The sequence below is a fragment of the Haladaptatus sp. CMAA 1909 genome (assembly GCF_043952005.1).
Lineage (GTDB): Archaea > Halobacteriota > Halobacteria > Halobacteriales > Haladaptataceae > Haladaptatus.
In genome coordinates, this window is record NZ_JBIOAV010000004.1 from 1 (window position 1) to 24,724 (window position 24,724).

Below are 24,724 nucleotides of genomic sequence, written 5' to 3' on the forward strand. Positions count from 1 at the left end.
TATCGCAACTGCAAATGCGGCAAACCGGGTGAGGAAACCCACTAGGAGACAGAGACCGCCAACGAGTTCAACGAGTGCAACAATCCATGCAACGACAGATGGTGCGGGAACACCGAGACTGGCGAGAAATCCCGTAAACTGAGGTATCGACATCGCAGCTGGACCGACCGAAAACAATTTTCCAGTACCGTGGACGATCATGATGCTGCCAAGGGCTAGGCGAATCAAAAGCGTACCAATCGAGAGATTGATGGGCATAATTAGCATTTATCCAAGGATAAGAAATAAGTTCATAATGCAGCGAAATATTCCGACTACCACTCTTTTCAAGTATTATTCAATCGTGTTACTCTAGGAAAACGTAGTCAACCAGCTGTGACTTGAATATGACATATTCGACAGACAATAAGAACAAAATCAAGGTTGTATTTCGTTCCACCCGCCGTTCATTGCGCTCGGGTTAAGATATTCCACTCGAATGCATTGAACAGAAGTTCATGAAAATGCGCATCCGCGACGTCCGCCGCGTGCGCTTGCGCTCGGTCGAGCAGGGCGCGTTCGGTCGTATCTGCACACTCGGTTAGCGTTCGCTGGGCACCATCGGTCAGCGTTGTTTGGCGTGACATAAATGAAAAAGGGAGACGGGGTTAGTTGGGCAGTTCTTTGCGACCCGTTCGCACGCATGGCCAACACGGGAAGTCACCGAGGCCGTCACAGTCGCACTCCTCCGGTTCGGCATCGTCGTCGTCCTTGGAGGGGAAGGCGTTGAACGTTCCGTCGTCGGTTGCAGTTTCGACGGCGGCCATGTATTTGAGCATGTCTTTGCCTTTGATCGGGATTTCACGACGCTCGGACTCACTCGTGTGCCTGCGGATATTCACTTTCCAGAGTGAGCTATTCGTGTTCGGTATAGACGGGATTCTCGCCCGCAGAGAGTGGCAAAATGAGATACTTCCCGTGAGCGATCCGCTCCAGCCAGCCTTTCTCCTTGAGCGCATACGGCATGTCCTTAGCTGACTTCTGAGGGATGTCGAGGACTTCTGCAATGTCGCTGATGGTGATTACCTGCTGGCTTTCGCTTGCGAGCCGTGACAGCGCCTGCGACTCACGCGTCGACAGGCTTTTTCGTCGAGTCTCTTCGTCGTTTGTTGACCCCATAGCCGCTCATCGTACATAGAGTCTAAATATAGGCCGGAATTACATATTTTGAGATTCTGCGCCCAGAGAACCTCACGATCGCGGCGACGGTGTCGTAGTCTCGGAACGACACTTAGCAGGCTCTGTTCGCGGAACGTTCTTTGGCGTTATAGGTTGTATTCGCGCATTCGATGGCATTTCACCGAGGGAAGTAGTTGATACACCTCCGAAGTAGGGCCGACAGAGCCACGATAAGCCCAAAAACACGAGAAAGTAGTCCATCCTCCGAAACTGTGCATCTTCCCCGAAGCGTGGAAGTTGAGACTAGTGCGCTCAATGCATACGGCAGATCACTCAGCCAAATACACGGCAACGATGCGGAGCCTTCGATAGTCCGCAACCCATGTCCCGTCCCTGAACTGCCGATCCCGGAGATTGTCCTCGACGGTCGAGATGATCCCTTGTTGCTTTTCGGCCGGAATCGGGGACAAGAGACTATCACCAAACATTCTGAGCCATGACGAGAGTCCGTCCGCGCCGCCGTCGAGTTCTGTTGGCCGGTCAAAGAGGGTCGCATAGCGGACCTCAAAGCCGTGTGCTTCGAGTTTCGTAGTGTATTCGCCGACAGTTGGGAAATACCACGGGCTTTTGACGTCATATCCTTGCTCAGCCGCGACATCTTGTACTGTCTCAACAATAGAAGCGACATTTCCCACTCCGCCGAGTTCGGCAACAAGCCGTCCGTTGGGTTGGAGTACATTCGTGATCGATTCGAGGACGGCGTCTTGTTCGGGAATCCAGTGAAGGGCTTCATTCGAGAACACAGCATCGAATGACTCTGCGAACGAGAAGTCGCGGGCATCCGCATGGACGAAGTCGCATTCGGGGTAGGTCTCGCGTGCTTCTGTGATCATTTCCTCTGATGCATCGAGGCCGATGACATCCGCTCCGGCGTCGGCAATTCGATGGGAGAGATGGCCGGTGCCGCAGCCAAGATCGAGGATACGTTCGCCATCCTTTGGTTCGAGCAGATCGACGACGCCTTCGCCGTACTCGAAGACGAACGAGTGGTCCTCATCGTAGGTGGTTGTATCCCAGTTGTTTTCTTTCTCCTTGGACGGCTGATTCATATTGGTACTGTTCCTGCAAAGTCCATTTCAATCCGACGAACTGACAGTTGTTTTGTCGAGGTGTATTGCCGCAACGATATCGAGAATTTCGTCCTTCGATTCTTCTACTTCGCATTCGCGTGCTTGCTGTATTCGATTTGGCGTGCTGTTGATCTCTTGATACGGATCGAAGTGACCGGCGAATACGTCCGGTCGCCTGTTGTAACGGCAAACACGGTTCTCACGCTGTTGAAGCAGACAGGAATCGGCTAAGGTCGACGGATAACATAGTGAACGCCCGTCGGTGAGCGACTGCATTGGCTCAAGCAGCGCGAAAATCGTGAGAATATTAGAATACTAACTAGAATTGATTCTTAGATCCCGGTTTGCAATTGTTGTAGATCGATGTGCCCGCCGAAATCGTGCATCCTGGGTACGCTGTTTCCGGTGTAGTCTCATCTTCCCCCGAAGCGATTTTGATATAGCTATATATGATTCATGTCTACTTATTCGCTTCTTTTCGGCAGCTGTGGGGTCTGAAAACCTCGGTTTCAAGAAGGGCGGTGATATCCCTATCACTTCCGAATATTGCGCTAATCGGAAGTACAACTACCCCGGGACCGTTACTCAAAACGATGCGCGAACACTACTCCCCACCCGCACGCCGTCCAGGTGAGATGGGACCCACCATTACGAACGGAATCGATGGACTGTACCTCAACTGTGGCTCTCCGACGTCTCGAAAAAGCTCGAACAAATCGAGTAGTATCACGGGGAAGTAAACACCTCACCCTGCTCGCTCGCGGAGTACCCCGCTCGCCCTGAAGGAGGCTTTGATGTTGACTCCCGGCAACCGGCCACCTGCAACGTGCCGGTGGCTCTTGCTCTAGATTCAGCTCGGATGATCTACGACGGTTTGAGAATCCCAAGGGGCGAAGTAGCCTACGCTCGCTAAGCGAATTAGCCTCCCGCGATCCCCATATGTGACCACGATAGTCACTAGCGAAAAACATTCCGCATGTCGGCCACAGCGTTATCCCTTTCGTGCACCTATATCTGATATGGCGGACAACAAAAAGAGCCGAAACAAGCAAGCCCGTGACGAAGAAAACCGCCAGCGAGCGTGGGAAGTCAAACAAGCGCGTGAACGTATGGACGAAACTGAACCACGTGACGACCGGAACGAAACGGATGAATCCCGATACGAGGGAGAAGAACATTCGGAGCCACCTCCGACGTGTCACCGTCGTGGGTGCGACGAGCCAGCGAAATTCGTCGTTCTTGAACGCTACCAAGAAGAAACGGGTCACGGGGCCGTTGAGTCGGCGGCCCGTCTCTGTCAACGGCATACCGCTGAAGAAAGCCCCGCGAATCTGGATGGCGTCTATGCGGACTATGTGTTTCGTGTTGATCCGTTGACGGAGACAAATGATACAAGCACAGCGTGATTCCTTTCCCCCATCTAGCTCTTCACGGCATGAACGAACGGCAGATACGCTGGTGTACATCCTTCGAATCGTATTATTAATCGGCGTCACCCGCGCTACGATACCGTGCACAATCGGTCATCCATGCTCTTCGAGCACTGCTTTCGTCTCTAACGGCTCTGTCGCGATCCTTCGAGAGAGATCCATTTGTTCCCTCGTGGTCGGTACGGGGAACTCGGGAATCGCTCAGCATAGTTGTTCCGACAACTCTGCCTTGAGTGGTCGGTAGATACTCATAGAAATAATGCTCGAATGCTCCCAACCGCGGGATAAATAAACCAAGCGGTGGAAATCTGTAGTGGAACCCATCTACTGCACGATAACGTGTACGGACCGTGTCAATACTCGTGGCTACGACTGGAGTCGTCAACGGCGAAATACCCACATTATTGACGCAACTATTACAATCATGAATCACGACAATTAGATATCGATGCGGAAATCAACCGCGGAACGGTATGGGAGCACCGATGAATAGTGATTTCGATCTACCGAAAGTCGGCCCGGGAGCCGATTCCGCCGATGAAGATGACGCGGAGGCGCCGGACGAATCACCGGCGACCATCGAATATCTGGATTATCGGGTAGTCGATATCAACGATTGGGATATCGAGACGGATGACATCTTCGAGATGGCCGCGAACGCGGACCTTCCGGAATCACAGTACGGCGTTATCGATGTGGACCGTAACGATTCGCTGCTTCAGTCAGCCGAGAGTGAGGGGCTCAAGTGGCCATTTCAATGTCGCTCGGGCACGTGTGCGCGCTGTTCAGCCATCCTCGTCGCGGGCGAGGCTCAAATGGACATGAACCTATTTCTCGATGACGACGAAGTAAACGAGATGGATTATCGGCTCACCTGTACGTGTCGCCCCGAAAGCGATGACGTACGAATCGTTTTCAACGCCATTCACTCGGAATACATTCGCAAAATAGCACAGGACCGGGGCTGAACCCTGAATCCGTCGAGGACTCCACTCGGATTCGAAGATGGAAACGTCCGAACAGGGAACGTCAGGCTTGCAATGAGAACACGACGAGGCGGTCACCACGCGGGCCACGGCCGACGAACCCGCTGCCACCGACCTGAATGGCGATGTATTGCTTTTCGGTCTCGGGGTCGAACCACGAAACCGGGTCGCCACTGATCGCCTTATCACTCAGATCGAACTCCCAGAGCCTGTCGCCCGTCTCGCCATCGTAGGCGACCATGTTCCCGTTCTGTGTGCCCGCGAATACCAGCCCGGACGCGTTCGACATCGTTCCTCCCCAGAGGTACCGGTCGCTGTCGATCCAGTCCCGCCAGACGACCTTCCCGGTCGACGGGTCGACGGCACAGATGGCGCTAATGTGACCGTTCCATTCGTCCGGAATGATTTCCTCATCGGGTTCGACCTCGACGATTCCACCCCAGAACTTCTCTCCGGGTTTGTACTCCTCGTCGCGCCAATAAATCTCGTGAGGCGTGTTCAGGGCCTTGAAGTAGCACAATCCCGTCTCGGGACAGTAGGTCGGTGGCTGCCAGTCGACCCCGCCGAGCAAGCCGGGAAGCATGACGTAATCCCGCTGTTCCTCGACGTGCGGAACCATTCTCATCATGTTGATTTGCTGTGTCAGCGGTTCGCTCCTGACTTTGAGTTCGCCGGTTTCGATGTCGAGGGTGTACGCCCATGAGGTCTTCCCGGCGTTGTACGAGACGTCGCCTCGCCAGTCCAGGTGTTCGATTTCCAGGTCGCGGATGATCATGCGCTGGTTGGCGGAGTCGTAGTCCCAGGTATCGTGTGCGGACTCCTGATGCGACCACTGAATCTCGCCGGTCTCGATATCGAGCGCCACCGTCGAAGAGGTGTTACGGTTCGGTCCCGGACGGACGGTGCCGTTGAAGTCCGGGCTTGGATTACCGACGTTGATCAGGAGCAAGTCCCGTTCGGTGTCGAGCGTCGGCGTCATCCAGTTCGTCCCACCCGACTGTTTGACGCTATCTCCGACGTACTCTTCTTCCGGACAAGTGTCGGTCCGCCAGAGTTCCTCGCCGGTTTCGGCGTCGAAACAACAGTGGAATCCACGCACGCCGTACTCGCCGCCCGCACTGCCCGTAAACAGTTTGCCATCGTAGACGATCGGTGCCCACGTTGCGGAGTATCCCTCCTCGTGGTCGGCGGTACTCACGTACCATTCTTCCTCACCTGTATACCGGTCGAGTGCCTGCACGCCGGAGTCCAGTGAGGTCATATAGATTTTGTCCTTCCAGACCGCGACCCCGCGGTTGTTGTCGTCACAACAGAGCACCGCGTCCTCGGGTGCGGGATAGGTGTACGCCCAGAGTATCTCCCCTTCCCGAGCATCGATCGCTTTCACGTGACTCGGGCCGTTGGTTTGATACATCACCGGCGGGTCGCCGGGAACGATGACCGGGCTTCCTTCCATACTGGAGTTGGCCCCGACCTCCATATCGTACTCCAATTCGAGTCGATCGACGTTTTCCTCGGTGATGACTTCAGATGGATCGAAGCGGTGGTTTTCGTAGTTCTTGCCGAACATCAGCCAGCTTTCGGGGTCCCGCCCCGACTCGTTGAGCATCTCCTGGGTTACGTCGTACCTGGGAATTCGATCCGTGTCTCGCTGGGACAGAATCGCTTCGTCGGGTGCGTTGAACACCTGATATCCGAGTTCGGTCTCTTCCACTATCGTTTCGGCTGCGGCCTTGACGGCCTCGTCGTCTTCGATTGACATAGTTGTGTATCTCCAGTGATTACCTCGCCGCACGTGGCGCACGCTCCTCTTCGGTGAGCCGGAACACGTCCTTCATCGGTTCCTCTCGATCACCGATGAGCGTACCAGTAACCCGAGACTCGTGCGTTCTTGCCATGGGCCGAATAAACGATCTTTCTACATCATTATTAATGTTTTCTGTATCCAAAACAGGGATTTTTATTAGGAAATCAATATTATATGTATTGTATTCTATGGTTTTATATCTCAAATCGTTGTTGATCGAGAGTTGAGTAGCGTGTGTCTCGCGTACCGTTCCCGTGGGACCTCCCTGGGCATTAATTAGTGATGGCGAGAAAACCGATGACCGATGAAGCAGGTGGTCAAACCAGTCACGAAGCGTAACGCCGGACACGGATTGGTCGTCCTCGTCCCCGGTGCGATGGAGCAGCTATCGGTAGCGGAGGGCGACTTCGTGCGCATCGAAGGCGAGGAAGGCGACAGTGCCATCGCCGGAGTTCTCGCCGGTTCGATAGGCCGGGATGGCATCAGAATCGACCGACATCTCCGTCGGGCCGTCGGTACTGACGTCGGCGACACCGTCTCCGTCACGTCCGCGACGGTCAGCCCTGCAACAAGCGTGACCATCACGCTATCGACCCATAACTGGTCAATCGAACGCGAACGAACGGTGCGAAGCGAACTCGAAGGCCGAGCGGTAACGGCCGACCAAACGCTCGCGGTACCAATGGAGTTCACTTCGGGGACCAACACTGGCACCCACACTGCGGATACCGAACATCATCTCCTCCTCCACGTGCTGAAGACCCAGCCAACGGGTGTAGTGGTGGTTCGAGATGGAACGCACATCGAGTTCGTCACTGGCGATTCGGACGGTAGCGAGACTGTCACGGAGAAAACGAAACGAGGAGACACGAACGGGACGGTTACGACGGACCGGGATAGTGACGTCACAGTTCCGGGCTTGTATTCGGACCAGCGGGCTACATACGACGACATCGGGGGTCTCGACACGGAACTCGAAAGGGTACGTGAAGCGGTCGAACTTCCGCTGTGTCACCCCGAACGATTCCGTCAGTTCGATGTCGACCCACCCCGCGGAGTATTGCTCTACGGTCCCCCAGGAACGGGGAAAACGCTCATGGTACGGGCTATCGCCACCGAGCTCGATGTTCACTTCGAGGTCGTTTCCGCCACGACCATCGCCTCGAAGTACTACGGGGAGACGGAGGAACGACTTCGAGCGGTCTTCGAGCGGGCACGGGCGAACGAGCCCAGCATCATCCTCGTCGACGAACTGGATTCCATCGCCCGCGAGCGGAGCGAAACGACCGGCGACGCGGAATCCCGCGTCATCGCACAGTTGATCTCACTGCTGGACGGATTCGGTGACCGGCAGCGGACGACGATCATCGGGACGACGAACCGAGAAGACGCCATCGATCCCGCATTGCGACGCCCGGGGCGATTCGACCGCGAGGTAGAAATCGGCGTTCCAGACGTGGGAGGTCGGGAGGAAATACTCCGTATTCATTCACGTGACATCCCCTTCGCCCCGGACGTTACGTTGCGCGACTACGCGGAGAAGACGCACGGATTCGTCGGTGCCGACCTAGAAAACCTCGCACGAGAAAGCGTAATGCACGCACTCCAGCGGGTCGATCTCCCGAACGTCGGTGGCGATTCGGCCATCGACAAATCGGCACTCACGAATATCGAGGTTACCGCGGACGATTTCGACGCCGCGATGAGGAAAACCGAACCCTCGGCCCTCCGAGAAGTGTTCGTCGAGGTGCCAGAAGTCTCCTGGACCGATATTGGCGGCCTCGAGGACGTCAAAACCCGTCTTCGAGAGACGGTCCAGTGGCCGTTCGAGTATCCCGAGGCCTTCGAGCGTGTGGATTTACGTCCGGCAACCGGAATCCTGCTCCACGGGCCACCGGGGACGGGTAAAACCCTGCTCGCGAAAGCCGTGGCGAACGAGGCGGAGTCGAACTTCATTTCGATACAGGGCCCGGAACTGCTGGACAAGTACGTCGGAGAGAGCGAGAAGGGTATTCGAGACGTGTTTACGAAGGCACGTGAGAACGCTCCAACCGTCGTCTTCTTCGACGAGATCGATGCCATTGCGACCGAACGCGGCGGAAATGTGGATTCGAGCGTCGGCGAACGCGTCGTTTCGCAGTTACTGACCGAACTGGACGGACTCGAAGAGCTCGAAAACGTGGTCGTCATCGCAGCGACCAACAGACCGGAATTGCTCGATGACGCCCTCCTGCGGCAGGGTCGCCTCGATCACCACGTCGAGGTGGGACCGCCCGATGAAACGGCTCGTCGGAAGATATTCGAGATTCACGCGGCAAAGAAACCACTCGATGACGTGGACTTCGAGGCGTTAGCACGAAGGACCGACGGGTTCGTCGGTGCGGACATCGAAGCGATCTGTCGCGAGGCGGCGGTGGGAGCGGTCCGCGAATTCGTCGATATGGAAGGAAGTGATCCGAAACGCATCGTCCTTTGCGAAAGCCACTTCGAACGGGCAGTTTCGAAAACGAAGGAGACCGAGAGTAACGAGGCCTTCACGCGCATCCAGGACCGGAGCGATGGTGCGACACGGTGATGAGTTTCATCGGTCCATTGGCGTCCGCTCGCCCGGTCCTGTCACACGGGTTTCCCGAGAGTGTGGAGCTAACACGATCAGTTCACGTTTAAGCTGTCGTCCTCGGAATCCCACTCGAACTCAAGTTCGACCTCTAGTTCCCGTTTTCCGTCGCCGATGAACTCTATTTCGACCTCGATGGGTTCGCGGAACTGAAACGGTATTTCCCACTTGTCACTCGAGATCGTGAGATCGGATCCGTCGTCGATCTGGTCGGCGAGGTCGCGCAGGAACGACGACGTCGCGGACGCCGAGAGTCGAACCTCGCGTTCGAAGTACCCCTGCGTGACGATTTTTTGCTCGTTCGTCTCGTTGTCCGGAAGTTCGACCATACGCGTCTCTCGTACGCCACCCACATAAATTGCTATCCACGGCTGATGAATGAGTACTGTCACCGAATTATTTTTTATGCCGAGTCGAGACCTACGACTATGTCGCTGCTCGACGTGCTGGGGAGCAAGTCACGAGTCAAGATCATCCGAGAACTGTCGACCAAGCCCCGATACGTGTCGGAGCTAGCCGAACGAGTGGGCATGGACGGCAGGAGCGCCGTGCATCACCTGTCGGTGTTGGAGGAGGCCGAACTGGTCGAGCACTATTATACGAGCCAGCGCAAGTACTATCGATTGACACACACGATAGAACTCAAAGCATCACCATCCGAGCGAACCTTCGTTCTCCGCGCGGACGAATCGGCGGACGCCGAGAGTCCGTCGCCGACTCTCGACTGAAACGAGCCCCTCGGCCCACTGGTACCGGAATATGTGGTATTCGACGTGTCTCCGGGCCGTTTCGGTCGCGAATCCGGTACCGTCCCCGTAGCGGTCATACTTGTAGCAACTCCGAACGGACGCCGACCGTCTCCCCGTCGTCCACCACGGCCGTATCCGCGAGTACTGCTCCACACTCTTCACACACTGACTGTGCCGAGAGGTGCGGTCTCTGACAACAGGGGTCGATGCGCGTTTCTTCGACCCCTAGCGGGCCGCCACACGTCGGACAACGCTTCAGACAGAGTCGTAGCCCCATTCGGACGGATTCACGCCGTTCGGTATCGATGCTGGTCCAGCGGTGAGTCCGTTCACGGAGTACCGTGTCGGCGGCGAGGTCGGCAACGAGGGCCGCATTCGATCCCCACCGAACCGATTTCCTCTCATCGACGACGAACGACTGGTCGCCGTGCTGGGAAACCGACGTCGCGTCGAACAGGGCCGCGACGTCCGTGGGTTGGATACCTCCGTCGGCCACATCGCGCATCTGTTCGGTCCAGGATTCCCGAAACTCATCCGTGAGCGTTACCCCGTCATCTCCGGTCACTCCATTCGCGGTCAACAGCGACTCGTTCTCGGTGTCCGTGTCGGTAGTGCGTCCCTCGAAGTCGCTGCTCACCACCTCCTTTCCGAACATAGCGAGAAGCCGCGACGGGAAGTACCGCTTCGTGAGCTTCGGCGTTCCGGGGACGAGGTAGCCCCGGAGGTAGATCACGATGACAAACGCCGCGAAGACGATCAGGCCGACTGCGAGACTGGTCGTTACGAATGCGAACCCGACGGCCATGGCTGCGGCGATGAGCAGGTTCACGACCGTACAGGGAATACATCGGTTTTCCCCGGTGTATGCGGACCGTTGGAGTCGTGCAGTCACGTCGGAAATCGTCATTTCGGAATCGACTGCGGAGCGTGTTCGAGGGGCGACGAGTATGGCAGACAGCGCATCATTCCCCTTCTAAGGGTTCACCGCGGCGCGTGATCTTCGTCGCCGGTAATCCGGCCCGTTCCGCGTGTTCTTCGATCACGTCCTCGCTTTCCGCCTCGTAGCGACAGAACGTTCCGACGATACCGTCGTTTTCGTTCCTGAGTACCTCCGAGGATTCCCATCTGATGTTCGATCCTTCCTCTCGGAGTTCCTCGAGCGCCTCTCCGGAGGCTTCGGCGGCCTCGTGGAGATCGGACTTGGAAATCGGGTCGTTTAGCTCTCGGAGGATGAGAAACTCACTCGTGCCATCGTTTGACATAGCTACAGCCATTCAATGGCGGGACTGTTTGTAATACTTTCGCTCGCCATGGAGAAATATCATCCCCTCTCACCGAGTTGCCGGAACCGGAGTTCGATAATCCGCGGTAGGTTCGACGACATCGAGACCGAATACTGGACCACCGATCGGTATCAATTCATCGCTGTGAGAACAAATCATTCCGAGGGCAAGAGACGACGACCGTAGATTGCCGCGGGAGAGCGCCGTTCCGAGCCCGAAGAAGCGGGCGAAAATGGAATGTTCCGAGTGCGGCGCGACGTTCCCACGAAGCGACGTCGGGTCGGCAAAGAAGGGATCGATAACGCGCCCGGAGTGTAGTTCGCGGGGGATTCGAACTGTCGACGATACCTGATCACTTGTATTCGATCAGCTCGATAATCGGTCGAAGAGACCTCCGCCCCCTATTTAAATATTACCTGGAATATTTTATACCGTAGAAACGTGTTAGTAGACGTATGAGCTACTCGCGCAGATCGCTGGTGACAGCGGTCGGGGTGACGGCGCTCGGCGGTTGCCTCGGGAGTATCGGTGGAAAGTCCGATCCCACCGATTCCTCGCCGTCCAAGACCGACGTTTCGCTGCTGCTGAACTGGAAACCCAGCGGACTACACGTACCGTACTTCGCGGCGAAGGCCAAGGGCTATTATTCGGACGAAGGGTTGGCGCTCTCGAAAATCGAGAGCGGGCAGGGGTCCGATTTCTCGGCCAAACAGGTCGCTCTGGGGAAGAAATCGTTCGGCGTCACGAGCAGCGATCAGGTCGTCACGGCCGCAGCACGGGGGCTCTCCCCGTTGTCGATCGGTATCGTCATGCAACGAACGCCCGTCGTCGTCTTCTCCGTCCGCGAGAACTTCGGGTCGAAACTCGCGAACGCCGACCGATTGAAGGGAGCGAAGATCGGAACGGGTCCGGGAATGGTTCGGATTCTGACGGAGTTGTTCCTCGAAAAACACGGCGTTCTCGATTCTGTCACCATGGTCGATACGGGATACGACACCGTCCAGCAACTTCTCGCCGGGAAGATCGACGCCGCTGGCGGCGTCTTCGGCGACGTGGTCGACACCCGCCAGCACAGCGACACGATCGATCGACTCTCCGTCGCAAATTCGATTCCGTCGTACGGCCACGTCCTGGCCACCGGATCGAAATTCGCGAATGACCGCCCGGAGACGGTGAGGGCGTTCCTGCGGGCGACCGCCAGGGGTGCCGTGTGGGCATCGAACGATCCCAAAGGGGGAATCGACGAACTGATCGACTCGGTACCGGCACTGAGCGAGTCACGCGACGTGGAGCGGGAAAAGTGGGAGGTGATGAGTTCTCGATACATGCGGTCGGACGCGGTCGGGAAGCACGGATGGGGATGGAGCGAATCGACGCCGTGGAAGGAGACGCGCGACGCCCTCGATTCGGCCGGTATAATCGACGAGAAGATCGACACGAGTTCGACCTGGACGAACGAACACCTCGACACGAACTACCGGTACATCGGTTCGTACGCGAAGAAGACGGGGTAACTCGGCGGATGAGCCTCGGTACCGACCGCGACGCGTTCGTCGTCGGTTTCGGTCGACGGACGACATCCGTGATCTTGCTATCGATTCTGCTCGTCGGCTGGCAGGCGTTCACGGTGGTGACCGGCGTCCCGTCGGTGATCTTTCCCTCGCCGGTGGCCGTCGCGCGCGCGACCGTCGCGACGGGAACCGTGCTTCTCGGTGCTGCCACAGTCACCGTGCTCACCGCTGGACTCGGACTCGTCGGCGGTACCGTCCTCGGGCTTTTTCTCGCGTTCGTGATGACCGCTTCGCGCAACGCGGCAGCGATCCTCCATCCGTACGTGGTCGCCCTGCGTATCGCACCCATGATCGCTATCGCGCCGCTGTTCTTCCTCTGGCTCGGACACGGTATCCCCGCACGGGCGGCGCTCGTCGTCACATTGACCGTCTTTCCGGTCGCTATCGCCTCGCTCGACGGCCTCCAGTCGGTGCCGCGGGAATACCTCGACCTCACCCGGTCGGTCGACGCGTCGAAGGCGCGAACGTTTCTCACGATTCGGCTCCCGGCGGCGGCACCGAGCGTCTTCGCCGGAATCAAACTCGCCGCGGCGCTCAGCGTCGTCGGAGCCGTCACCGCGGAGTTTCTCATCCTCGACTCGGGACTCGGATACCGAGTGTTCGACACGTCGAGGACGCTCCGGACCGCACGCATGTTCGCTGCACTGTTCGTCCTCGCACTACTCGGTATCGGATTTTTCCTCGTCCCCGTACTGATCGAAAAGCGGATCCGCTGGGGTCGAAACTAGAGTCACCCGGTCGTCCAGAGAACGCGTCTTTGGACGAGAACGACCGCTCCGTAGAGGAACAATCCTTCGACGAAAAGCATCGTCACCGCGGCGAGCATGATATCGGGCCTGACGTCCTCGGACGCGAACAGGACGAGAAATCCGAGACCCTCGTTCGCGACGATCCACTCGGCGACGACGGCACCGATGACCGAGAGCGTGAGTGACTGCTTCAGTCCTGCGAAGATATCCGGCAGCGCGTACGGCAGCCGGACGAACAGAAAACTGTGCGTTGAACTCGCATCGACCGAGTCCAGCAAGTCCTCCGCGTTCCGTGGGACGTTCTCGAATCCGGCGGCCGTGCTCACGACCATCGGAAAGAAGGCGATCAGGGCGACGAAGACGACCGCCGTCGAGAAGCCCGTTCCGATGTAAATCAGTAACACCGGTGCGACGGCTATCTTCGGCACGACGCGCGCGGCCACGAGATACGGATATATCGTCCGGCGAAACCACGGAACGATCGCGATGAGAGCCCCCAACCCGCCCCCGAGGACGATTCCGATCGTTCCTCCCACGACGATTTTGTCGAACGTGATTCGGGCGTTACGGAGGTACAGGTCGGGACTGTTCAGCAGACGTTCGAAAACGGCGACCGGTGACGGCAACAGGTAGGGAGGAATCCCCACGGTAACGACGATTCCCCACCACGTGAGGATGAGACCCACGAGCGCACCGACCGGGAGGAACACGTCCCGTGGATGACTTCGTACCCTTCTCATAGGTGATCGTGAAGCGTCTTCCTGAGCGTTGCGACGTATGACTGGAAACGGTCGGACTCGTAAATAGATGCATCACGCGGACGCGGGAGGTCGATGGTAAACTGGGCACTAATGTGTCCAGGATGGTGACTCATCAGGAGACAGCGGTCGGCGAGGAACACCGCCTCGCTAACGCTGTGGGTGACGAACAGGACGGTCTTTCGTTCGCGCTGCCAGACGCTCCGAACCTCGATTCCCATCTCCTCGCGCGTTATTTCGTCGAGTTCGCCGAACGGTTCGTCCATCAGGAGCACGTCGGCGTCGAGGTGGAGCGCCCGCGCGATGGCGACGCGCTGTTTCATCCCACCCGAGAGTTCCGTCGGGTGAGCGTCGACGAACCCGTCGAGGCCGAACGATTCGAGGAGGTCGCGGGCGTCGTCCGGTTTCGACGGTTTCCCGGCCATTCGCCGGAGAAACGTGACGTTCTCCAACGCCGTCTTCCACGGGAGGAGGGTATGCTGCTGGAAGACGAATCCGACGTTACCGTCGTGCTGTGCGACGGCAGGTGGTTCACCGTCGATACTGACCCGTCCGTTCGTCGGTTCAACGAGGCCACCGATCGTTCGGAGGAGCGTCGTTTTTCCGCACCCGGACGGCCCGATAAGCGTAACGAACTCGCCCGGTTCGATCGAAAGGTCGTTTCCTTCGAGGGCCGTGACGTCGTCGTATCTAACCGTGAGGTCGGTGACGTCGATCACCGTCGATCCCCCGGTCGCGTCTCGTCTCTTACGAATGGTTGCACTCGTCCCCCGTCGGCGAACACCCAAGGCGTTCCGTTTTCCATTGTGCACGGTAAGCAATCCTGGAACGTAAAAATTCGCCTCTACATCAGGAACGACCCCGAAATGGGCGACCGGTTCGACTGATACATCACCGGTGGGTCGCCCGAAACGACGAGGGGTGTCCCTCCATGCTCGACCCCGCTCCGACTTTTTTTCTCGTATTCGAGTTCGAGGTCGGTGTCGTGTTGGTGGGTGACCGATTTGTCCGGGGATCCCAGTACCCGATATCCGTTGTCCGTCTCGCGTACGACGGTGTCCTGTGCGGCTTTGACCGCTCTGTCTTCTTCGATTGATACCGTGTGTTATCTCGCTTCGCTCGGGGCGCGCACGTCCTCCGTGATGTAGTACGCGTCCCGACAGAGGTCTTCTTGATTGATGATCATGATCGCGGCACCGGCGGTCAGTGCCGCGGTTAGTTGGCTATCCGTGAGCGAATCGCGCTCGGAATCGGCGATTTCGAGGGCCGCCCTCGACAGCAGGTGAAATCCTGCGAGCATCGCCTTGATGTCCCGGAACGCGTCATCCAGGATCTCGTCCGTGATGAGAACCTGTTTCTGCCAGAGATGGACGTCCATCGTTCGAATCCACAACAGTCCGCCTCCGGCGGCCCGCTGGTGGAGCGGTGGAACGTGTTCGAGTTCGAATTCCACACCCTCCGGGATGTCGGCGGTCGGAACCCAGCGCGAGAGTCGCAAGTCGTTGTTGGTCACGTTCATCACCAGTTTGACCAGTTCTTCCTCGTCGTACCCAACCTCGGTCAATCCCTCCGTCAGCGGATCCGCCCGGACGATTTCCCGTGCCGTACTCTTGATGTGCTCCCGCGTAAATCGCGGAACGTTGACGTCCACGCTCTCGAAGAAACCGACGTCGACGAGGTGGTCGTACACGCGCCATCCCGGTTCGACGAGTTCCCGGTAGAGTCGTTCGGGTTCGCGTTCTCCGTCCGGAATCCCCGCAGTTCGAACCTCCGGAAGGCGTCCGATCTGCGTGCCGAGATCCGAGAGTGCCTCGTCCAACAAGTCAGCGTCGAGTCGTCCTTCGATATCGTTCCGAATCGCTTCGCCGACGGAGGCGAATTTCGGATCCAATCCGGAATCGAGTACGGTTTTCATCTCGGACAGGTTCAACGTATGATCTGCCGAGACGTCATCGATACCGAGCGCTCTCACCATCTGTCGTTGTTCTTCGGAATTTATTTGTTCCGTGTTCACATGGATCACCTCACCATGGACAATAGATAAACGCCCAGCATATTATATTTTGTCTAGGTTATGTGATCGAATATCGACCGAGTTCGGGTCAATTAGCCCAGAGAACAGTTCGACCGCTGACGCGTGGGGACGGCAGACGAGGCGACCAGCGAGCGGCCAGCGAACGGAGTACGGGAGTCGGTCGGCGAGACGATTCGTCGAACGGACACCGATCGGTTGATGTATCCGGCACCGTGACTGCTACTGCATGCGCTACAATTTCGGCCTCTACCACTGGCGGCGACGCTTCCGGTCGCTCGCCGTGAAGTTACCGTAACGCTATCTCCCACGAATCGCTTTCCCGTTTGAACGCGGATTTGTACGTCGAAGCAGAAGTGATCTGGAACTGATAGCGGATCGAGTACCGATCACCGCTTCCTTTCTCGTACGGAGCCCGATGAGCATCGACCCCGGTCATCTCCGAGTAATAGTGTGGAAGTCGAGGAATACACTGTCGGCGACGCATCGTGTAACCCCACACTATCGAACCCTCTTACCGCCATCCATTAGTGAATATCGGAGTTCTATCTCATATAAGGTGTCTATGACAACTATATACTTCATATATGCGAATGTTGGGTTTTTGGCCCCATCACTATTGTGTGAGAATTTTACAATATTATCTCAAAATACGTGGTCGACGACATATATTTTTCCTCATTGAATTGATTGCAATATTCATTGGTGGTCTATCCCCGATCTGATAAAATGGACAAACAGTAATTCAAATTGCACGCTCGACAAGGTATATCACGAAATAGTGTTCAATAGTATTGAATACCTCGTCGAGAGTTGGATGAGAAAGCCGGTGGGAGACGTTTCCAAAATTGGCTTCCTCCCGCTGTTATCGGCCTTTCACACCGAAATTCGCGCCCTATCGTCCGATTCGAAGCGGAACACCGGGATTTTCCGGTGATCTCGTAGTTGGGAACGGTATTACAGACCTATGTTTGTAATCCCAAATGCGCCGGGTGGGATTATACCGTGGGGAAGTCGAAGCTCGTTCAAAATGGTTGAATCCACCGAGATTCGCCGTTTATCGATATCACACGGCGGAACTAGTAGTGTGAATAGCGGAGTTCGATCACGTTTGCCGCCTGTTTGACCGCGCTGACGAGGTCGTCAAACGTTTCGGTGGCGTCCAGACGGCTTTTCGGACCCGAAACCGAAATCGCGCTGATGACCTCGTCGGAGCTACGATTCATGATCGGCACCCCTATCGTGAGGACGCCCCGTCTCCGTTCTTGATCCTCGACGGAGTATCCCTGCTCCCGGATTCGCTCCAACTCCGTGAACAACGCATCCGCCTCCGTTATCGTGTGCTCGTTCGCTTTCGGGAGCCCGTGGGTTTCGATGATCGATTCGACGCGGGAGCGGGGAAACTCCGCCAGCATCGCCTTCCCGAGCGCAGTCCAGTGCATGTGTGTATACTCCCCGATTGGAGCGTTGTCGTGAATAGCGTCCCGACCGCCGGCCTTGTAAACTAAGATACGGGATCCATCCTCCTCGATGCCCAGATTTGCGACTTCGCCCGTGTCCGTCGCGAGCTGATCCACTTCCAATTTCGCGACCTGGTAAAGCTTCGAACGGTTCCGTATCCGTCCGCCATATTCGAGAAACCGATAGCTGAGCGCGTAGTCGTTTCCGTCCCGCACGACGAATCCCAGTTGTTGGAACGTCTGAAGGTAGATGTGAACCGTGCTCTTCGGAAGATCCAGTTCGTTCGAGAGGTCCGAAACACCCGCCCGTTCATCGGCCTTCAGCTGTTCGAGGATGGAGAACGCCTTCTCGACCGACCCGAGCGTACTCGGCCCGGTATCGCTCGTGATGTCGTCGTTCGTCGTCTTCTCGTTCATACCCTATCGATGCAGCAGTTCGATTTAAACGTGATTCCTCCGCGGGAGGAGCCTTCGAAAGCTGAAGCGGCACGTTCGCGTACTCCGAGCGAAGAGACGCCGGTTGGCTGGCGGCTTGTTACGATCGAACGACGTTTTCCAACCCTTCCGTACCGTCCGTTTCCGAGAGCCGATTCACGTTACCCGCAACGATTTCCGCCAACCTGTCCCAGTGTTTCGGGCTGTGGCCCGCGTTGTGAGGTGTAATCGCGACGTTCTCGAACTGCCAAAGGGGATGGTCCGCCGGTAGCGGTTCGGGGTCGGTGACGTCGAGTGCGGCACCGTTGATCTGATTTTTCTGGATCGCGGAGATCAGGGCGTCGGTGTCGATTATCTTCCCTCGGCCGACGTTGACCACCCTCGCGTTCGGTGGCAACGTCTTGAACTCCTCCTCCGAAACGAGTTCACGCGTCGTGTCGCTTAACGGTGCGGCGATGAGGAGATAATCCGTCCTCGACAAGGCATCGTGTAACGCCTCCCGTTCGAACCCGATGACCTCGTCTGTCGAACCGCCCTTTTCGGGCGTGTACCGAACCCCGATAGTGTGGACGTCGAATCCGGCGAATCGGTCGACGATGGCCGTTCCGATGGCTCCCAATCCGACGACGGTGACGGTGCTACCTTTCAGCTCCTCGGCTTGATAATGTCGCCATTCGTGGCGCTTTTCGCGCTCCCACCCCTCTCGAAGGCGGCGCGAAAAGGAAAGCACGTAGCCGAGGACCTGTTCCGCGATGTTCGGCGCGTGAATACCCGACGCGTTCGTCACCGTGACGTCCATCTCGGAGAACGTTTCGAGCGGGAGGTGGTTGTAGCCCGCCGCCACGCCGGCGAACAACCGCAGGTTTTCCGCGTGTTCCAGTAGCTCTTCGTCGATATCGACGCCGGTGACGACCCGCGCTTGCTCGATTCCGTCTCGCTCTTCCGCGGGAGTACGGGCGAGATGGACGCGGTGATTCGGCAACCGTTCGTCGAGCATGGCCGCGTACTCTTCGGCCGGCAATCCGTGTGTGTCACTTCGTAGTACGAGGATGTCTGCTGATTCGTCGTTCATAGTGTAGCTCGCCAACAGGTCCGGTCCTGTGGCAGTAGTCTAAACAGTTCGAAGGGAGTATATCAATGTTTTTCTCCCGATTTTATATAATAGGAATGTAATCGAGAGTGAAAGTATTACATACCCACCAAAGATTTATATAGGTATGTTTGTTTGTGACAAACCATGTCGGTTGAGGCATCAAGACGACAGTTTGTCAAAACGATTGGAATCGGTGGAATCGCTGGACTTTCCGGCTGCCTTAGCTCCGTGACCGATGGGAACGGCTCCGGCGGAGGCGGGAAGGATTTCGAATACTGGGAGTACTTCCACTCCCAATCGGAGGTCGCAAAGCAGTTGATGGAGTCGTCGGTCGACGAGTTCGGGACGAATCACGACGTGACGATGAAGATGAACTGGGCGAGTTGGGACGACATCAACGGCGGGAAGTGGAAGAACAACATCAAAAACGGGAACCGTCCGGTCATTTACGACTCCACGAACTCGCTCAACGGGCAGTTCATCGACCCCGGCTGGGTGAAACCGGTCGACGAGTACAAGGACAGACTCGACTCGAACGCGTTGAAAAACGTCGAGTGGGCGTTCGAAATGGCCGAGAGTTGCTATCGAGGCTTCGACGCCAACCTCTACGAAGTCCCGATCGGATTGGAGGTGGGTGCGCCGTTCATCGCGCGAGCCGACCACTTCGAGAAGGCCGGACTCTCCATCGAGGACGATTTCCCGCCGAAGGACTATCAGGACCTCCTTCGGGTCGCGAAACGGCTACAAAAGAACGGACCGGGGGACTACGGCTTCCAGATTTACGGTGCGCAGGGCGACGTCACCGACGAGGCCCTCGTGACGTGGGCCGCATCCGATGGAGGGTACGACGGGATGTACCTCAACAAGGATTGGTCGGACGTGAACTACGACACCGACGCTTGGAAGAAGGCGACGAGGCAGTACGTCGACATCTACCAAAAGCACGGGCTCTCCTCGGACAAAGCCCCGACGGCGTCGAACGAGGCCGTCGCCCAGAGCCTGATATCCGGTTCCGTGAGCATGTATCAGGGGAGTACGAAGGATTTCGGCCTGTTCCGAAGCCGTGCAAAGGACATGCTCAAGGATGGAAAGATCGTTTTCGCCCCCTCGTGGAAGGGCAAGGCGGGCAACCGCGGGGATTTCTTCACGCAGTGTGTCGCTCTCATGCGAAAACCGGATGGCGTCAAAAAGAACGTCTGGAAGAAACACGAGGACGCGGCCATCGACTGGATAAACAAGCTCCTCTCGAAGGATTTCCAGAAGGAGGTCCCCCGTTCCTTGGCGACGCTCCCGGTCAGGAAGGACGTCTGGGACGGGTTGAAAAACGACGAGGCGTTGGGGAATAGCAATTTCATGTCGACGTTGGAGACGACCGTCGACGGGATGGAGAACGGATGGGCCAGCCATCCGAAGATGAACGCCATCCAGTACAACATCGCCGGTCCACTCTTCCAGGAGGCCGTCCGCGGGAAGATATCCCCCGAGGAGGCGTGTGATCGCTCGGCGAAGCAAATACGGAACCAAATAGATATCTGATATGTCGACACGAAACATCTTCGACGTGGGGAAGCGGACCGAGCGGTATCGGAACCGACTGTCGGAGAACTGGTTCTCGTATCTACTGATACTCCCGGTGCTCGTCTTCCTCGTCGTACTCATGTGGATGCCGTTCATTCAGGGTATCTACATGAGCTTCAACGATTGGCCGTTCGGCGGCGATCCGACGTGGACCGGCTTGGAAAATTACAAGTTCCTGTTCGGTTGGAACCCGTTCTACACATCGCTGAAGGCGACGCTGATTTTCACCCTAACGACGGTGTTTCAACTGATTGTCGCCATCGCCGCGGCGCTCGCGGTTCGCGAACTCCGTCGCGGCAAGGGGTTCGTTACCGGGATGTTCCTCATCTCGTACACGGTTCCGCCGCTGGTGACGGGTACCATCTGGGCGTACATGCTCGAACCGGACCTCGGCCCCGTCTTCGGCTATCTCACGAAGTGGCATATCCTGAACGAGACCATCTACTGGGGTAGCCACGGCGATCTGGCGCTCGGAGTCGTCATGTTCGTGACGACGTGGACGTTCTGGCCGTTCATGTTCCTCATCATCTCCGCGAATCTGGAGAGCATCCCCGAGGAGATGTACGAGACGGCACGGATGTACGGCGCGAATCGGTTCCAGACGTTCCTCCGCGTCACGCTTCCCCAACTGAAAAGCGCGATTCTCGTCGCCGTGAGCATCCGCCTCATCTGGAACATGACGAAGATATCACAGGTTCTACAGCTCACGAACGGCGGTCCGGGATACGACACCTCCATCCTGGCGGTGTTGCTCTACCGATTCGCGTACGGTCAGGGTCGCATGGGCGTCTCCTACGCCGTCGGTATCATCCTGCTCCTCCTGACCATCGGCTTCGTGTTCGTGTTCATCCGCGAGTTCGAACGCGCGAGCGAGGAGGGAGCATGAGTACACAGGAGTACGACGCCGTCGGCGTGACCGTCAAGGCGACCACGTACGGCGTCGTCGGGTTTCTCGTCCTGGCGAACCTCATTCCGCTGCTGTTCATCGTTTCGGTGTCGTTCATGTCGCCGAACGAGTTCTTCGGCGCGCCGCACATCGTCCCCCACTCGCCGACGCTGGAGGCGTGGACGAGCGGCTATACGGAACTGAAGGACAACCTCGTGAACAGCTTCCTCATCGGTGCCGGGACGGCGATACTGGCGCTGATAATCACCATTCCGGGTGCCTACGCGTTCGCTCGCAAGGAGTTCTACGGAAAAACCGCGGGGTTTTACGCCATCATCTCGGCGATGATGTTCCCATACATCCTCCTCGTCATCCCGATCATGGACCTGTGGAACGACTTGGGACTGTACAACACCCTTCCCGGAATGATCCTCGCATATCAGGTGTTCGTCACCCCGTTCGCGATTTGGATCCTTCGGGATTTCTTCGAGAAACTCCCGGACGACATCGAGGAAGCGGCGCAGGTGTACGGCTGTACGCAGTTCACGGCGTTCCTGCGGGTCATCCTCCCGCTGGCCGCTCCCGGAATCGTCGCCGTCGGCTTCCTCGCCTTCCTCACCGGGTGGAACGACTTCCTCTTCGCGAACCTACTCACGACCGGAACCGGACCGGTACCCGCCGTTCCGGTGCTGTACGGCACCATCGGAGGCGGTTCGGGCGAGCGGGTGTATTGGGGTAAGCTGATGGCCGAGACGCTCATCATCGGCATCCCACCGACGATGATCTATCTCGTCGCGAGGAACTACTTGGAGAACGCATTCACCGTATGACTCACACAACGATGACTCGAACCACAGACGCTACTTCGAACGAATCGACGGTCGCATCGAACGCCAACCAACCCTCCGAAACGAACGGGGGAACACACATCCAAATCGACGAAGTCCGGAAGACGTTCAACGAGGGGCAGATCGTCGCCTGCGACGATGTGAACATCGACATCGATGAGGGCGAATTCGTCGTCTTCGTCGGCCCATCGGGATGCGGGAAAACCACCACGCTTCGTTGCATCGCCGGATTGGAGGAACCGGACGAGGGTCGGATCCTCGTGGACGGAACGGACATCACCGGCCTGAAATCGAAGGACCGAAACCTCGCGTTCGTCTTCCAGAGCATCGCCCTGTTTCCGCACATGAGCGTGCGGAAGAACATTCGGTTCGGTCTCGACATGAACACGGACCTCTCGAAGGACGAGAAGAATCGTCGCGTCGAGGAAGTCGCCGAAACGCTCGACATCGGGCCGATGTTGGACCGAAAGCCCTCGGCACTGTCGGGGGGACAACAGCAACGCGTTTCGCTCGGGCGTGCGATGGTGATGGAACCCGCAGCGTTCCTGCTCGACGAACCGTTCTCCGCGCTCGACGCGAACCTCCGCGACCACATGCGCGTCGAGGTGAAGAAGATTCAACGCGAACTGAACACGTCGATGATCTTCGTCACCCACGACCAAGAGGAAGCGATGACGCTCGGCGACAAAATCGTCGTAATGGACGACGGTCACGTACAACAGATCGGCAGCCCCTACGATATTTACAACGACCCCACGAACCGCTTCGTCGCCGACTTCATCGGGTCGCCATCGCCGAATTTGATCGAGGGAACGGTCGAAAACGGTTCCACCGGTCTCTCTTTCGTCACCGACGTCGGCACGATTCCAGCGACGGACGAGCAAACCGCGGTGATGAAAGAGCGCGTCGGGGAAACCATCATTTACGGCATCCGACCGGAGTACCTGAGTCTCGATAGCGGTCCGGGCACGTTCGCCGCGGATGTCGACGTGATCGAACCGCTCGGCGACAGGGATGCGATCCACCTCTCCGCAAACGGAACGTCCCTATCGGCGCTCACGTCGCAGGGCGAAATCCCACGGCATACTGACCGCGTTCAGGTGAAATTGGAGACCGAAGAGGCGTGGCTATTTGAAAAATCGGGGGCTCGAATAACCTGAGTTCACCGATCACGGGCACTTTCCGGCGCATTCGTGGAATATATTTATTGTGAAAGGAGCCGGACGCACACGGGTACGACTGGAACCCCATGACACGTCAGGAACCCATGACACGACGAGATATCACGCTTCGCGCGGCAGTCGAAGGTGCGATCGTTGCTCACAGGTCGTTCCCTACCGAACTCGACGTCGAAACCAAGGGCTAAAATTCGCCACTCTGTGTTTGCTTTGATATTTATTATGAGATACGATGAGTAAACAAAAATTATTGTACTCATTTCCGATCAACGGACCACTTCCGGACGAGCCGCCGAATATGCCCGAGCGAGTAGGAAACGCCGTACTCGTCCTCGATATGGCGGCGAACGAGTTCGGGTGACCAGTCGGTGGCATCGTATCCCGATTCGGTCGGTTCCCCCATCAGATCCCGTCGAAGCGCGGTTCGTTCCTCTCGGTCGAGTTTCGTAGGACGACCGGGACGATCGTCGTCGTGAATCGCGGATTTTAGCGATTTCGTACCGACCCTATCGATCCAGTAGTACAGCGTCGATTCCGGGATGCCGTAGATTTCGCTCTGCGTAGAAATCGAGATACCGCCGTCGTACGCCAACGCGACCATCAGCCGCTTTGCCGCCTTCGGATCCGACACGTCGGCGAGTTCGTCCCGCAGTACCTCGGTTGATACGTCCGCGAGTTTGTTCATGGTTGGCGATTCTCATTGCTGGGATAAAAATACAACTATTTATGATCATCGACTCACCGAGCACCGCCTTTCTCGAATCTGGAGGACTCTCGGGGATTTGACGATCGTCCGGTGGATCGTTTGAACGAAATCCCCTCCACGATCGCGAAACGGATGAAGAAATCCGAGAGCATGGGTGTTCGATCCCCCATATCATGCTACCAACTCTATCACGAGTCGGACGACCGACTCGCGATCATAATCACCACTGTGATATCGACGAATCGCGGTACGGTGTCGGAAAACGCTTCG

At 57.2% G+C, this 24,724-nt stretch carries 26 protein-coding genes and 1 pseudogene; 12 read left to right on the forward strand and 15 right to left on the reverse strand.

Annotated elements, in window-relative coordinates:
- The 5 genes from ACGYLY_RS24685 to ACGYLY_RS24705 all read right to left on the reverse strand — a co-directional run.
- Positions 1–258: DoxX family protein (locus tag ACGYLY_RS24685; protein ID WP_395285427.1), on the reverse strand; the 258-nt coding region annotated here is incomplete at its 3' end.
- Positions 259–446: 188 nt separating this feature from the next.
- Complete coding sequence (locus tag ACGYLY_RS24690) at positions 447–626, reverse strand: hypothetical protein (protein WP_395285428.1); 180 nt, start codon at positions 624–626, stop codon at positions 447–449.
- A gap of 21 nt (positions 627–647) precedes the next feature.
- Complete coding sequence (locus ACGYLY_RS24695) at positions 648–806, reverse strand: hypothetical protein (protein WP_395291292.1); 159 nt, start codon at positions 804–806, stop codon at positions 648–650.
- A gap of 88 nt (positions 807–894) precedes the next feature.
- Positions 895–1,158, reverse strand: coding sequence for a type IV toxin-antitoxin system AbiEi family antitoxin domain-containing protein (locus ACGYLY_RS24700; protein WP_395285430.1), 264 nt, complete (start codon positions 1,156–1,158; stop codon positions 895–897).
- 329 nt (positions 1,159–1,487) lie between these two features.
- A complete protein-coding gene (locus tag ACGYLY_RS24705; protein ID WP_395285431.1) occupies positions 1,488–2,267 on the reverse strand; it encodes a class I SAM-dependent methyltransferase in 780 nt (259 codons plus the stop codon).
- Between the two features lie 81 nt (positions 2,268–2,348).
- On the opposite strand from ACGYLY_RS24705, the pseudogene ACGYLY_RS24710 reads away from it, so the two are divergent.
- The 3 genes and pseudogenes from ACGYLY_RS24710 to fer all read left to right on the forward strand — a co-directional run.
- Positions 2,349–2,519: pseudogene (locus ACGYLY_RS24710) on the forward strand (transposase); the annotation flags it as partial.
- 788 nt (positions 2,520–3,307) lie between these two features.
- A complete protein-coding gene (locus ACGYLY_RS24715) occupies positions 3,308–3,694 on the forward strand; it encodes a hypothetical protein (RefSeq protein ID WP_395291293.1) in 387 nt (128 codons plus the stop codon).
- Positions 3,695–4,203: 509 nt separating this feature from the next.
- The gene (gene fer, locus ACGYLY_RS24720) at positions 4,204–4,686 is read left to right on the forward strand and encodes a ferredoxin Fer (protein ID WP_395285432.1); all 483 of its coding nucleotides are present in this window, start codon (positions 4,204–4,206) and stop codon (positions 4,684–4,686) included.
- A gap of 61 nt (positions 4,687–4,747) precedes the next feature.
- Here fer and ACGYLY_RS24725 read toward each other — a convergent pair whose 3' ends face one another.
- Positions 4,748–6,466: a pyrroloquinoline quinone-dependent dehydrogenase gene (locus ACGYLY_RS24725; protein WP_395285433.1), complete on the reverse strand. Its 1,719-nt coding sequence runs from the start codon at positions 6,464–6,466 to the stop codon at positions 4,748–4,750.
- A gap of 349 nt (positions 6,467–6,815) precedes the next feature.
- On the opposite strand from ACGYLY_RS24725, the gene ACGYLY_RS24730 reads away from it, so the two are divergent.
- Entirely contained in the window at positions 6,816–9,086 is a 2,271-nt protein-coding gene (locus tag ACGYLY_RS24730; RefSeq protein ID WP_395285434.1) for an AAA family ATPase, read from the forward strand.
- 77 nt (positions 9,087–9,163) lie between these two features.
- Here ACGYLY_RS24730 and ACGYLY_RS24735 read toward each other — a convergent pair whose 3' ends face one another.
- Complete coding sequence (locus ACGYLY_RS24735; RefSeq protein ID WP_395285435.1) at positions 9,164–9,457, reverse strand: amphi-Trp domain-containing protein; 294 nt, start codon at positions 9,455–9,457, stop codon at positions 9,164–9,166.
- A 99-nt stretch (positions 9,458–9,556) separates the two neighbouring features.
- Here ACGYLY_RS24735 and ACGYLY_RS24740 point away from each other — a divergent pair, with 99 nt between their 5' ends.
- Entirely contained in the window at positions 9,557–9,856 is a 300-nt protein-coding gene (locus ACGYLY_RS24740) for an ArsR/SmtB family transcription factor (RefSeq protein ID WP_395285436.1), read from the forward strand.
- A 94-nt stretch (positions 9,857–9,950) separates the two neighbouring features.
- Here the strand turns inward: ACGYLY_RS24740 and ACGYLY_RS24745 are convergent, their stop codons facing one another.
- Positions 9,951–10,769, reverse strand: coding sequence for a hypothetical protein (locus ACGYLY_RS24745; RefSeq protein ID WP_395285437.1), 819 nt, complete (start codon positions 10,767–10,769; stop codon positions 9,951–9,953).
- Positions 10,770–10,839: 70 nt separating this feature from the next.
- Positions 10,840–11,139, reverse strand: a complete 300-nt coding sequence (locus ACGYLY_RS24750; protein WP_395285438.1) for a DUF4242 domain-containing protein — start codon at positions 11,137–11,139, stop codon at positions 10,840–10,842.
- A 476-nt stretch (positions 11,140–11,615) separates the two neighbouring features.
- Between ACGYLY_RS24750 and ACGYLY_RS24755 the strand changes: the two genes are divergently transcribed.
- Together ACGYLY_RS24755 and ACGYLY_RS24760 are read left to right on the forward strand one after the other, a co-directional pair.
- A complete protein-coding gene (locus ACGYLY_RS24755; protein ID WP_395285439.1) occupies positions 11,616–12,674 on the forward strand; it encodes an ABC transporter substrate-binding protein in 1,059 nt (352 codons plus the stop codon).
- 8 nt (positions 12,675–12,682) lie between these two features.
- Positions 12,683–13,459: an ABC transporter permease gene (locus tag ACGYLY_RS24760; RefSeq protein WP_395285440.1), complete on the forward strand. Its 777-nt coding sequence runs from the start codon at positions 12,683–12,685 to the stop codon at positions 13,457–13,459.
- A gap of 2 nt (positions 13,460–13,461) precedes the next feature.
- Here the strand turns inward: ACGYLY_RS24760 and ACGYLY_RS24765 are convergent, their stop codons facing one another.
- Together ACGYLY_RS24765 and ACGYLY_RS24770 are read right to left on the reverse strand one after the other, a co-directional pair.
- Complete coding sequence (locus ACGYLY_RS24765) at positions 13,462–14,220, reverse strand: ABC transporter permease (RefSeq protein ID WP_395285441.1); 759 nt, start codon at positions 14,218–14,220, stop codon at positions 13,462–13,464.
- Positions 14,217–14,957: an ABC transporter ATP-binding protein gene (locus ACGYLY_RS24770; RefSeq protein ID WP_395285442.1), complete on the reverse strand. Its 741-nt coding sequence runs from the start codon at positions 14,955–14,957 to the stop codon at positions 14,217–14,219. The genes ACGYLY_RS24765 and ACGYLY_RS24770 overlap by 4 nt, the downstream gene beginning before the upstream one ends.
- Before the next feature lie 212 nt (positions 14,958–15,169).
- Here ACGYLY_RS24770 and ACGYLY_RS24775 point away from each other — a divergent pair, with 212 nt between their 5' ends.
- Positions 15,170–15,334, forward strand: a complete 165-nt coding sequence (locus ACGYLY_RS24775) for a hypothetical protein (protein ID WP_395285443.1) — start codon at positions 15,170–15,172, stop codon at positions 15,332–15,334.
- Between the two features lie 9 nt (positions 15,335–15,343).
- Here ACGYLY_RS24775 and ACGYLY_RS24780 read toward each other — a convergent pair whose 3' ends face one another.
- From ACGYLY_RS24780 to ACGYLY_RS24790, 3 genes are all read right to left on the reverse strand, one after another.
- Complete coding sequence (locus ACGYLY_RS24780) at positions 15,344–16,252, reverse strand: hypothetical protein (RefSeq protein WP_395285444.1); 909 nt, start codon at positions 16,250–16,252, stop codon at positions 15,344–15,346.
- Positions 16,253–17,349: 1,097 nt separating this feature from the next.
- Complete coding sequence (locus ACGYLY_RS24785; RefSeq protein WP_395285445.1) at positions 17,350–18,147, reverse strand: IclR family transcriptional regulator; 798 nt, start codon at positions 18,145–18,147, stop codon at positions 17,350–17,352.
- A 118-nt stretch (positions 18,148–18,265) separates the two neighbouring features.
- Positions 18,266–19,237 (reverse strand): D-2-hydroxyacid dehydrogenase, encoded by a 972-nt coding sequence (locus ACGYLY_RS24790; RefSeq protein ID WP_395285446.1) that lies wholly within the window; start codon positions 19,235–19,237, stop codon positions 18,266–18,268.
- Positions 19,238–19,486: 249 nt separating this feature from the next.
- Here ACGYLY_RS24790 and ACGYLY_RS24795 point away from each other — a divergent pair, with 249 nt between their 5' ends.
- From ACGYLY_RS24795 to ACGYLY_RS24810, 4 genes are read left to right on the forward strand one after another with little or no spacing between them, the layout of a single operon-like run.
- The gene (locus ACGYLY_RS24795; RefSeq protein ID WP_395285447.1) at positions 19,487–20,794 is read left to right on the forward strand and encodes an extracellular solute-binding protein; all 1,308 of its coding nucleotides are present in this window, start codon (positions 19,487–19,489) and stop codon (positions 20,792–20,794) included.
- A gap of 1 nt (position 20,795) precedes the next feature.
- Positions 20,796–21,722: a carbohydrate ABC transporter permease gene (locus tag ACGYLY_RS24800; RefSeq protein ID WP_395285448.1), complete on the forward strand. Its 927-nt coding sequence runs from the start codon at positions 20,796–20,798 to the stop codon at positions 21,720–21,722.
- Positions 21,719–22,552: a carbohydrate ABC transporter permease gene (locus tag ACGYLY_RS24805; protein ID WP_395285449.1), complete on the forward strand. Its 834-nt coding sequence runs from the start codon at positions 21,719–21,721 to the stop codon at positions 22,550–22,552. The genes ACGYLY_RS24800 and ACGYLY_RS24805 overlap by 4 nt, the downstream gene beginning before the upstream one ends.
- Positions 22,549–23,730, forward strand: a complete 1,182-nt coding sequence (locus ACGYLY_RS24810; RefSeq protein ID WP_395285450.1) for an ABC transporter ATP-binding protein — start codon at positions 22,549–22,551, stop codon at positions 23,728–23,730. The genes ACGYLY_RS24805 and ACGYLY_RS24810 overlap by 4 nt, the downstream gene beginning before the upstream one ends.
- Positions 23,731–24,004: 274 nt before the next feature.
- Here the strand turns inward: ACGYLY_RS24810 and ACGYLY_RS24815 are convergent, their stop codons facing one another.
- On the reverse strand, positions 24,005–24,433 hold the full coding sequence (locus ACGYLY_RS24815; protein ID WP_395285451.1) for a transposase: 429 nt from the start codon (positions 24,431–24,433) through the stop codon (positions 24,005–24,007).
- Between the last annotated feature and the right edge of the window lie 291 nt (positions 24,434–24,724).

What these genes read in the sequence shown, in the direction of transcription:
- ACGYLY_RS24735 (WP_395285435.1), bottom strand. Translation starts at nt 9,457, where the DNA reads ATGGTCGAACTTCCGGACAACGAGACGAACGAGCAAAAAATCGTCACG.
- ACGYLY_RS24805 (WP_395285449.1), top strand. Translation starts at nt 21,719, where the DNA reads ATGAGTACACAGGAGTACGACGCCGTCGGCGTGACCGTCAAGGCGACC.
- ACGYLY_RS24810 (WP_395285450.1), top strand. Translation starts at nt 22,549, where the DNA reads ATGACTCACACAACGATGACTCGAACCACAGACGCTACTTCGAACGAA.
- ACGYLY_RS24785 (WP_395285445.1), bottom strand. Translation starts at nt 18,147, where the DNA reads ATGAACGAGAAGACGACGAACGACGACATCACGAGCGATACCGGGCCG.
- ACGYLY_RS24730 (WP_395285434.1), top strand. Translation starts at nt 6,816, where the DNA reads ATGAAGCAGGTGGTCAAACCAGTCACGAAGCGTAACGCCGGACACGGA.
- ACGYLY_RS24755 (WP_395285439.1), top strand. Translation starts at nt 11,616, where the DNA reads ATGAGCTACTCGCGCAGATCGCTGGTGACAGCGGTCGGGGTGACGGCG.
- ACGYLY_RS24695 (WP_395291292.1), bottom strand. Translation starts at nt 806, where the DNA reads ATGGCCGCCGTCGAAACTGCAACCGACGACGGAACGTTCAACGCCTTC.
- ACGYLY_RS24815 (WP_395285451.1), bottom strand. Translation starts at nt 24,433, where the DNA reads ATGAACAAACTCGCGGACGTATCAACCGAGGTACTGCGGGACGAACTC.
- ACGYLY_RS24715 (WP_395291293.1), top strand. Translation starts at nt 3,308, where the DNA reads ATGGCGGACAACAAAAAGAGCCGAAACAAGCAAGCCCGTGACGAAGAA.
- fer (WP_395285432.1), top strand. Translation starts at nt 4,204, where the DNA reads ATGAATAGTGATTTCGATCTACCGAAAGTCGGCCCGGGAGCCGATTCC.
- ACGYLY_RS24765 (WP_395285441.1), bottom strand. Translation starts at nt 14,220, where the DNA reads ATGAGAAGGGTACGAAGTCATCCACGGGACGTGTTCCTCCCGGTCGGT.
- ACGYLY_RS24690 (WP_395285428.1), bottom strand. Translation starts at nt 626, where the DNA reads ATGTCACGCCAAACAACGCTGACCGATGGTGCCCAGCGAACGCTAACC.
- ACGYLY_RS24750 (WP_395285438.1), bottom strand. Translation starts at nt 11,139, where the DNA reads ATGTCAAACGATGGCACGAGTGAGTTTCTCATCCTCCGAGAGCTAAAC.
- ACGYLY_RS24800 (WP_395285448.1), top strand. Translation starts at nt 20,796, where the DNA reads ATGTCGACACGAAACATCTTCGACGTGGGGAAGCGGACCGAGCGGTAT.
- ACGYLY_RS24760 (WP_395285440.1), top strand. Translation starts at nt 12,683, where the DNA reads ATGAGCCTCGGTACCGACCGCGACGCGTTCGTCGTCGGTTTCGGTCGA.
- ACGYLY_RS24740 (WP_395285436.1), top strand. Translation starts at nt 9,557, where the DNA reads ATGTCGCTGCTCGACGTGCTGGGGAGCAAGTCACGAGTCAAGATCATC.
- ACGYLY_RS24775 (WP_395285443.1), top strand. Translation starts at nt 15,170, where the DNA reads ATGCTCGACCCCGCTCCGACTTTTTTTCTCGTATTCGAGTTCGAGGTC.
- ACGYLY_RS24790 (WP_395285446.1), bottom strand. Translation starts at nt 19,237, where the DNA reads ATGAACGACGAATCAGCAGACATCCTCGTACTACGAAGTGACACACAC.
- ACGYLY_RS24700 (WP_395285430.1), bottom strand. Translation starts at nt 1,158, where the DNA reads ATGGGGTCAACAAACGACGAAGAGACTCGACGAAAAAGCCTGTCGACG.
- ACGYLY_RS24705 (WP_395285431.1), bottom strand. Translation starts at nt 2,267, where the DNA reads ATGAATCAGCCGTCCAAGGAGAAAGAAAACAACTGGGATACAACCACC.
- ACGYLY_RS24725 (WP_395285433.1), bottom strand. Translation starts at nt 6,466, where the DNA reads ATGTCAATCGAAGACGACGAGGCCGTCAAGGCCGCAGCCGAAACGATA.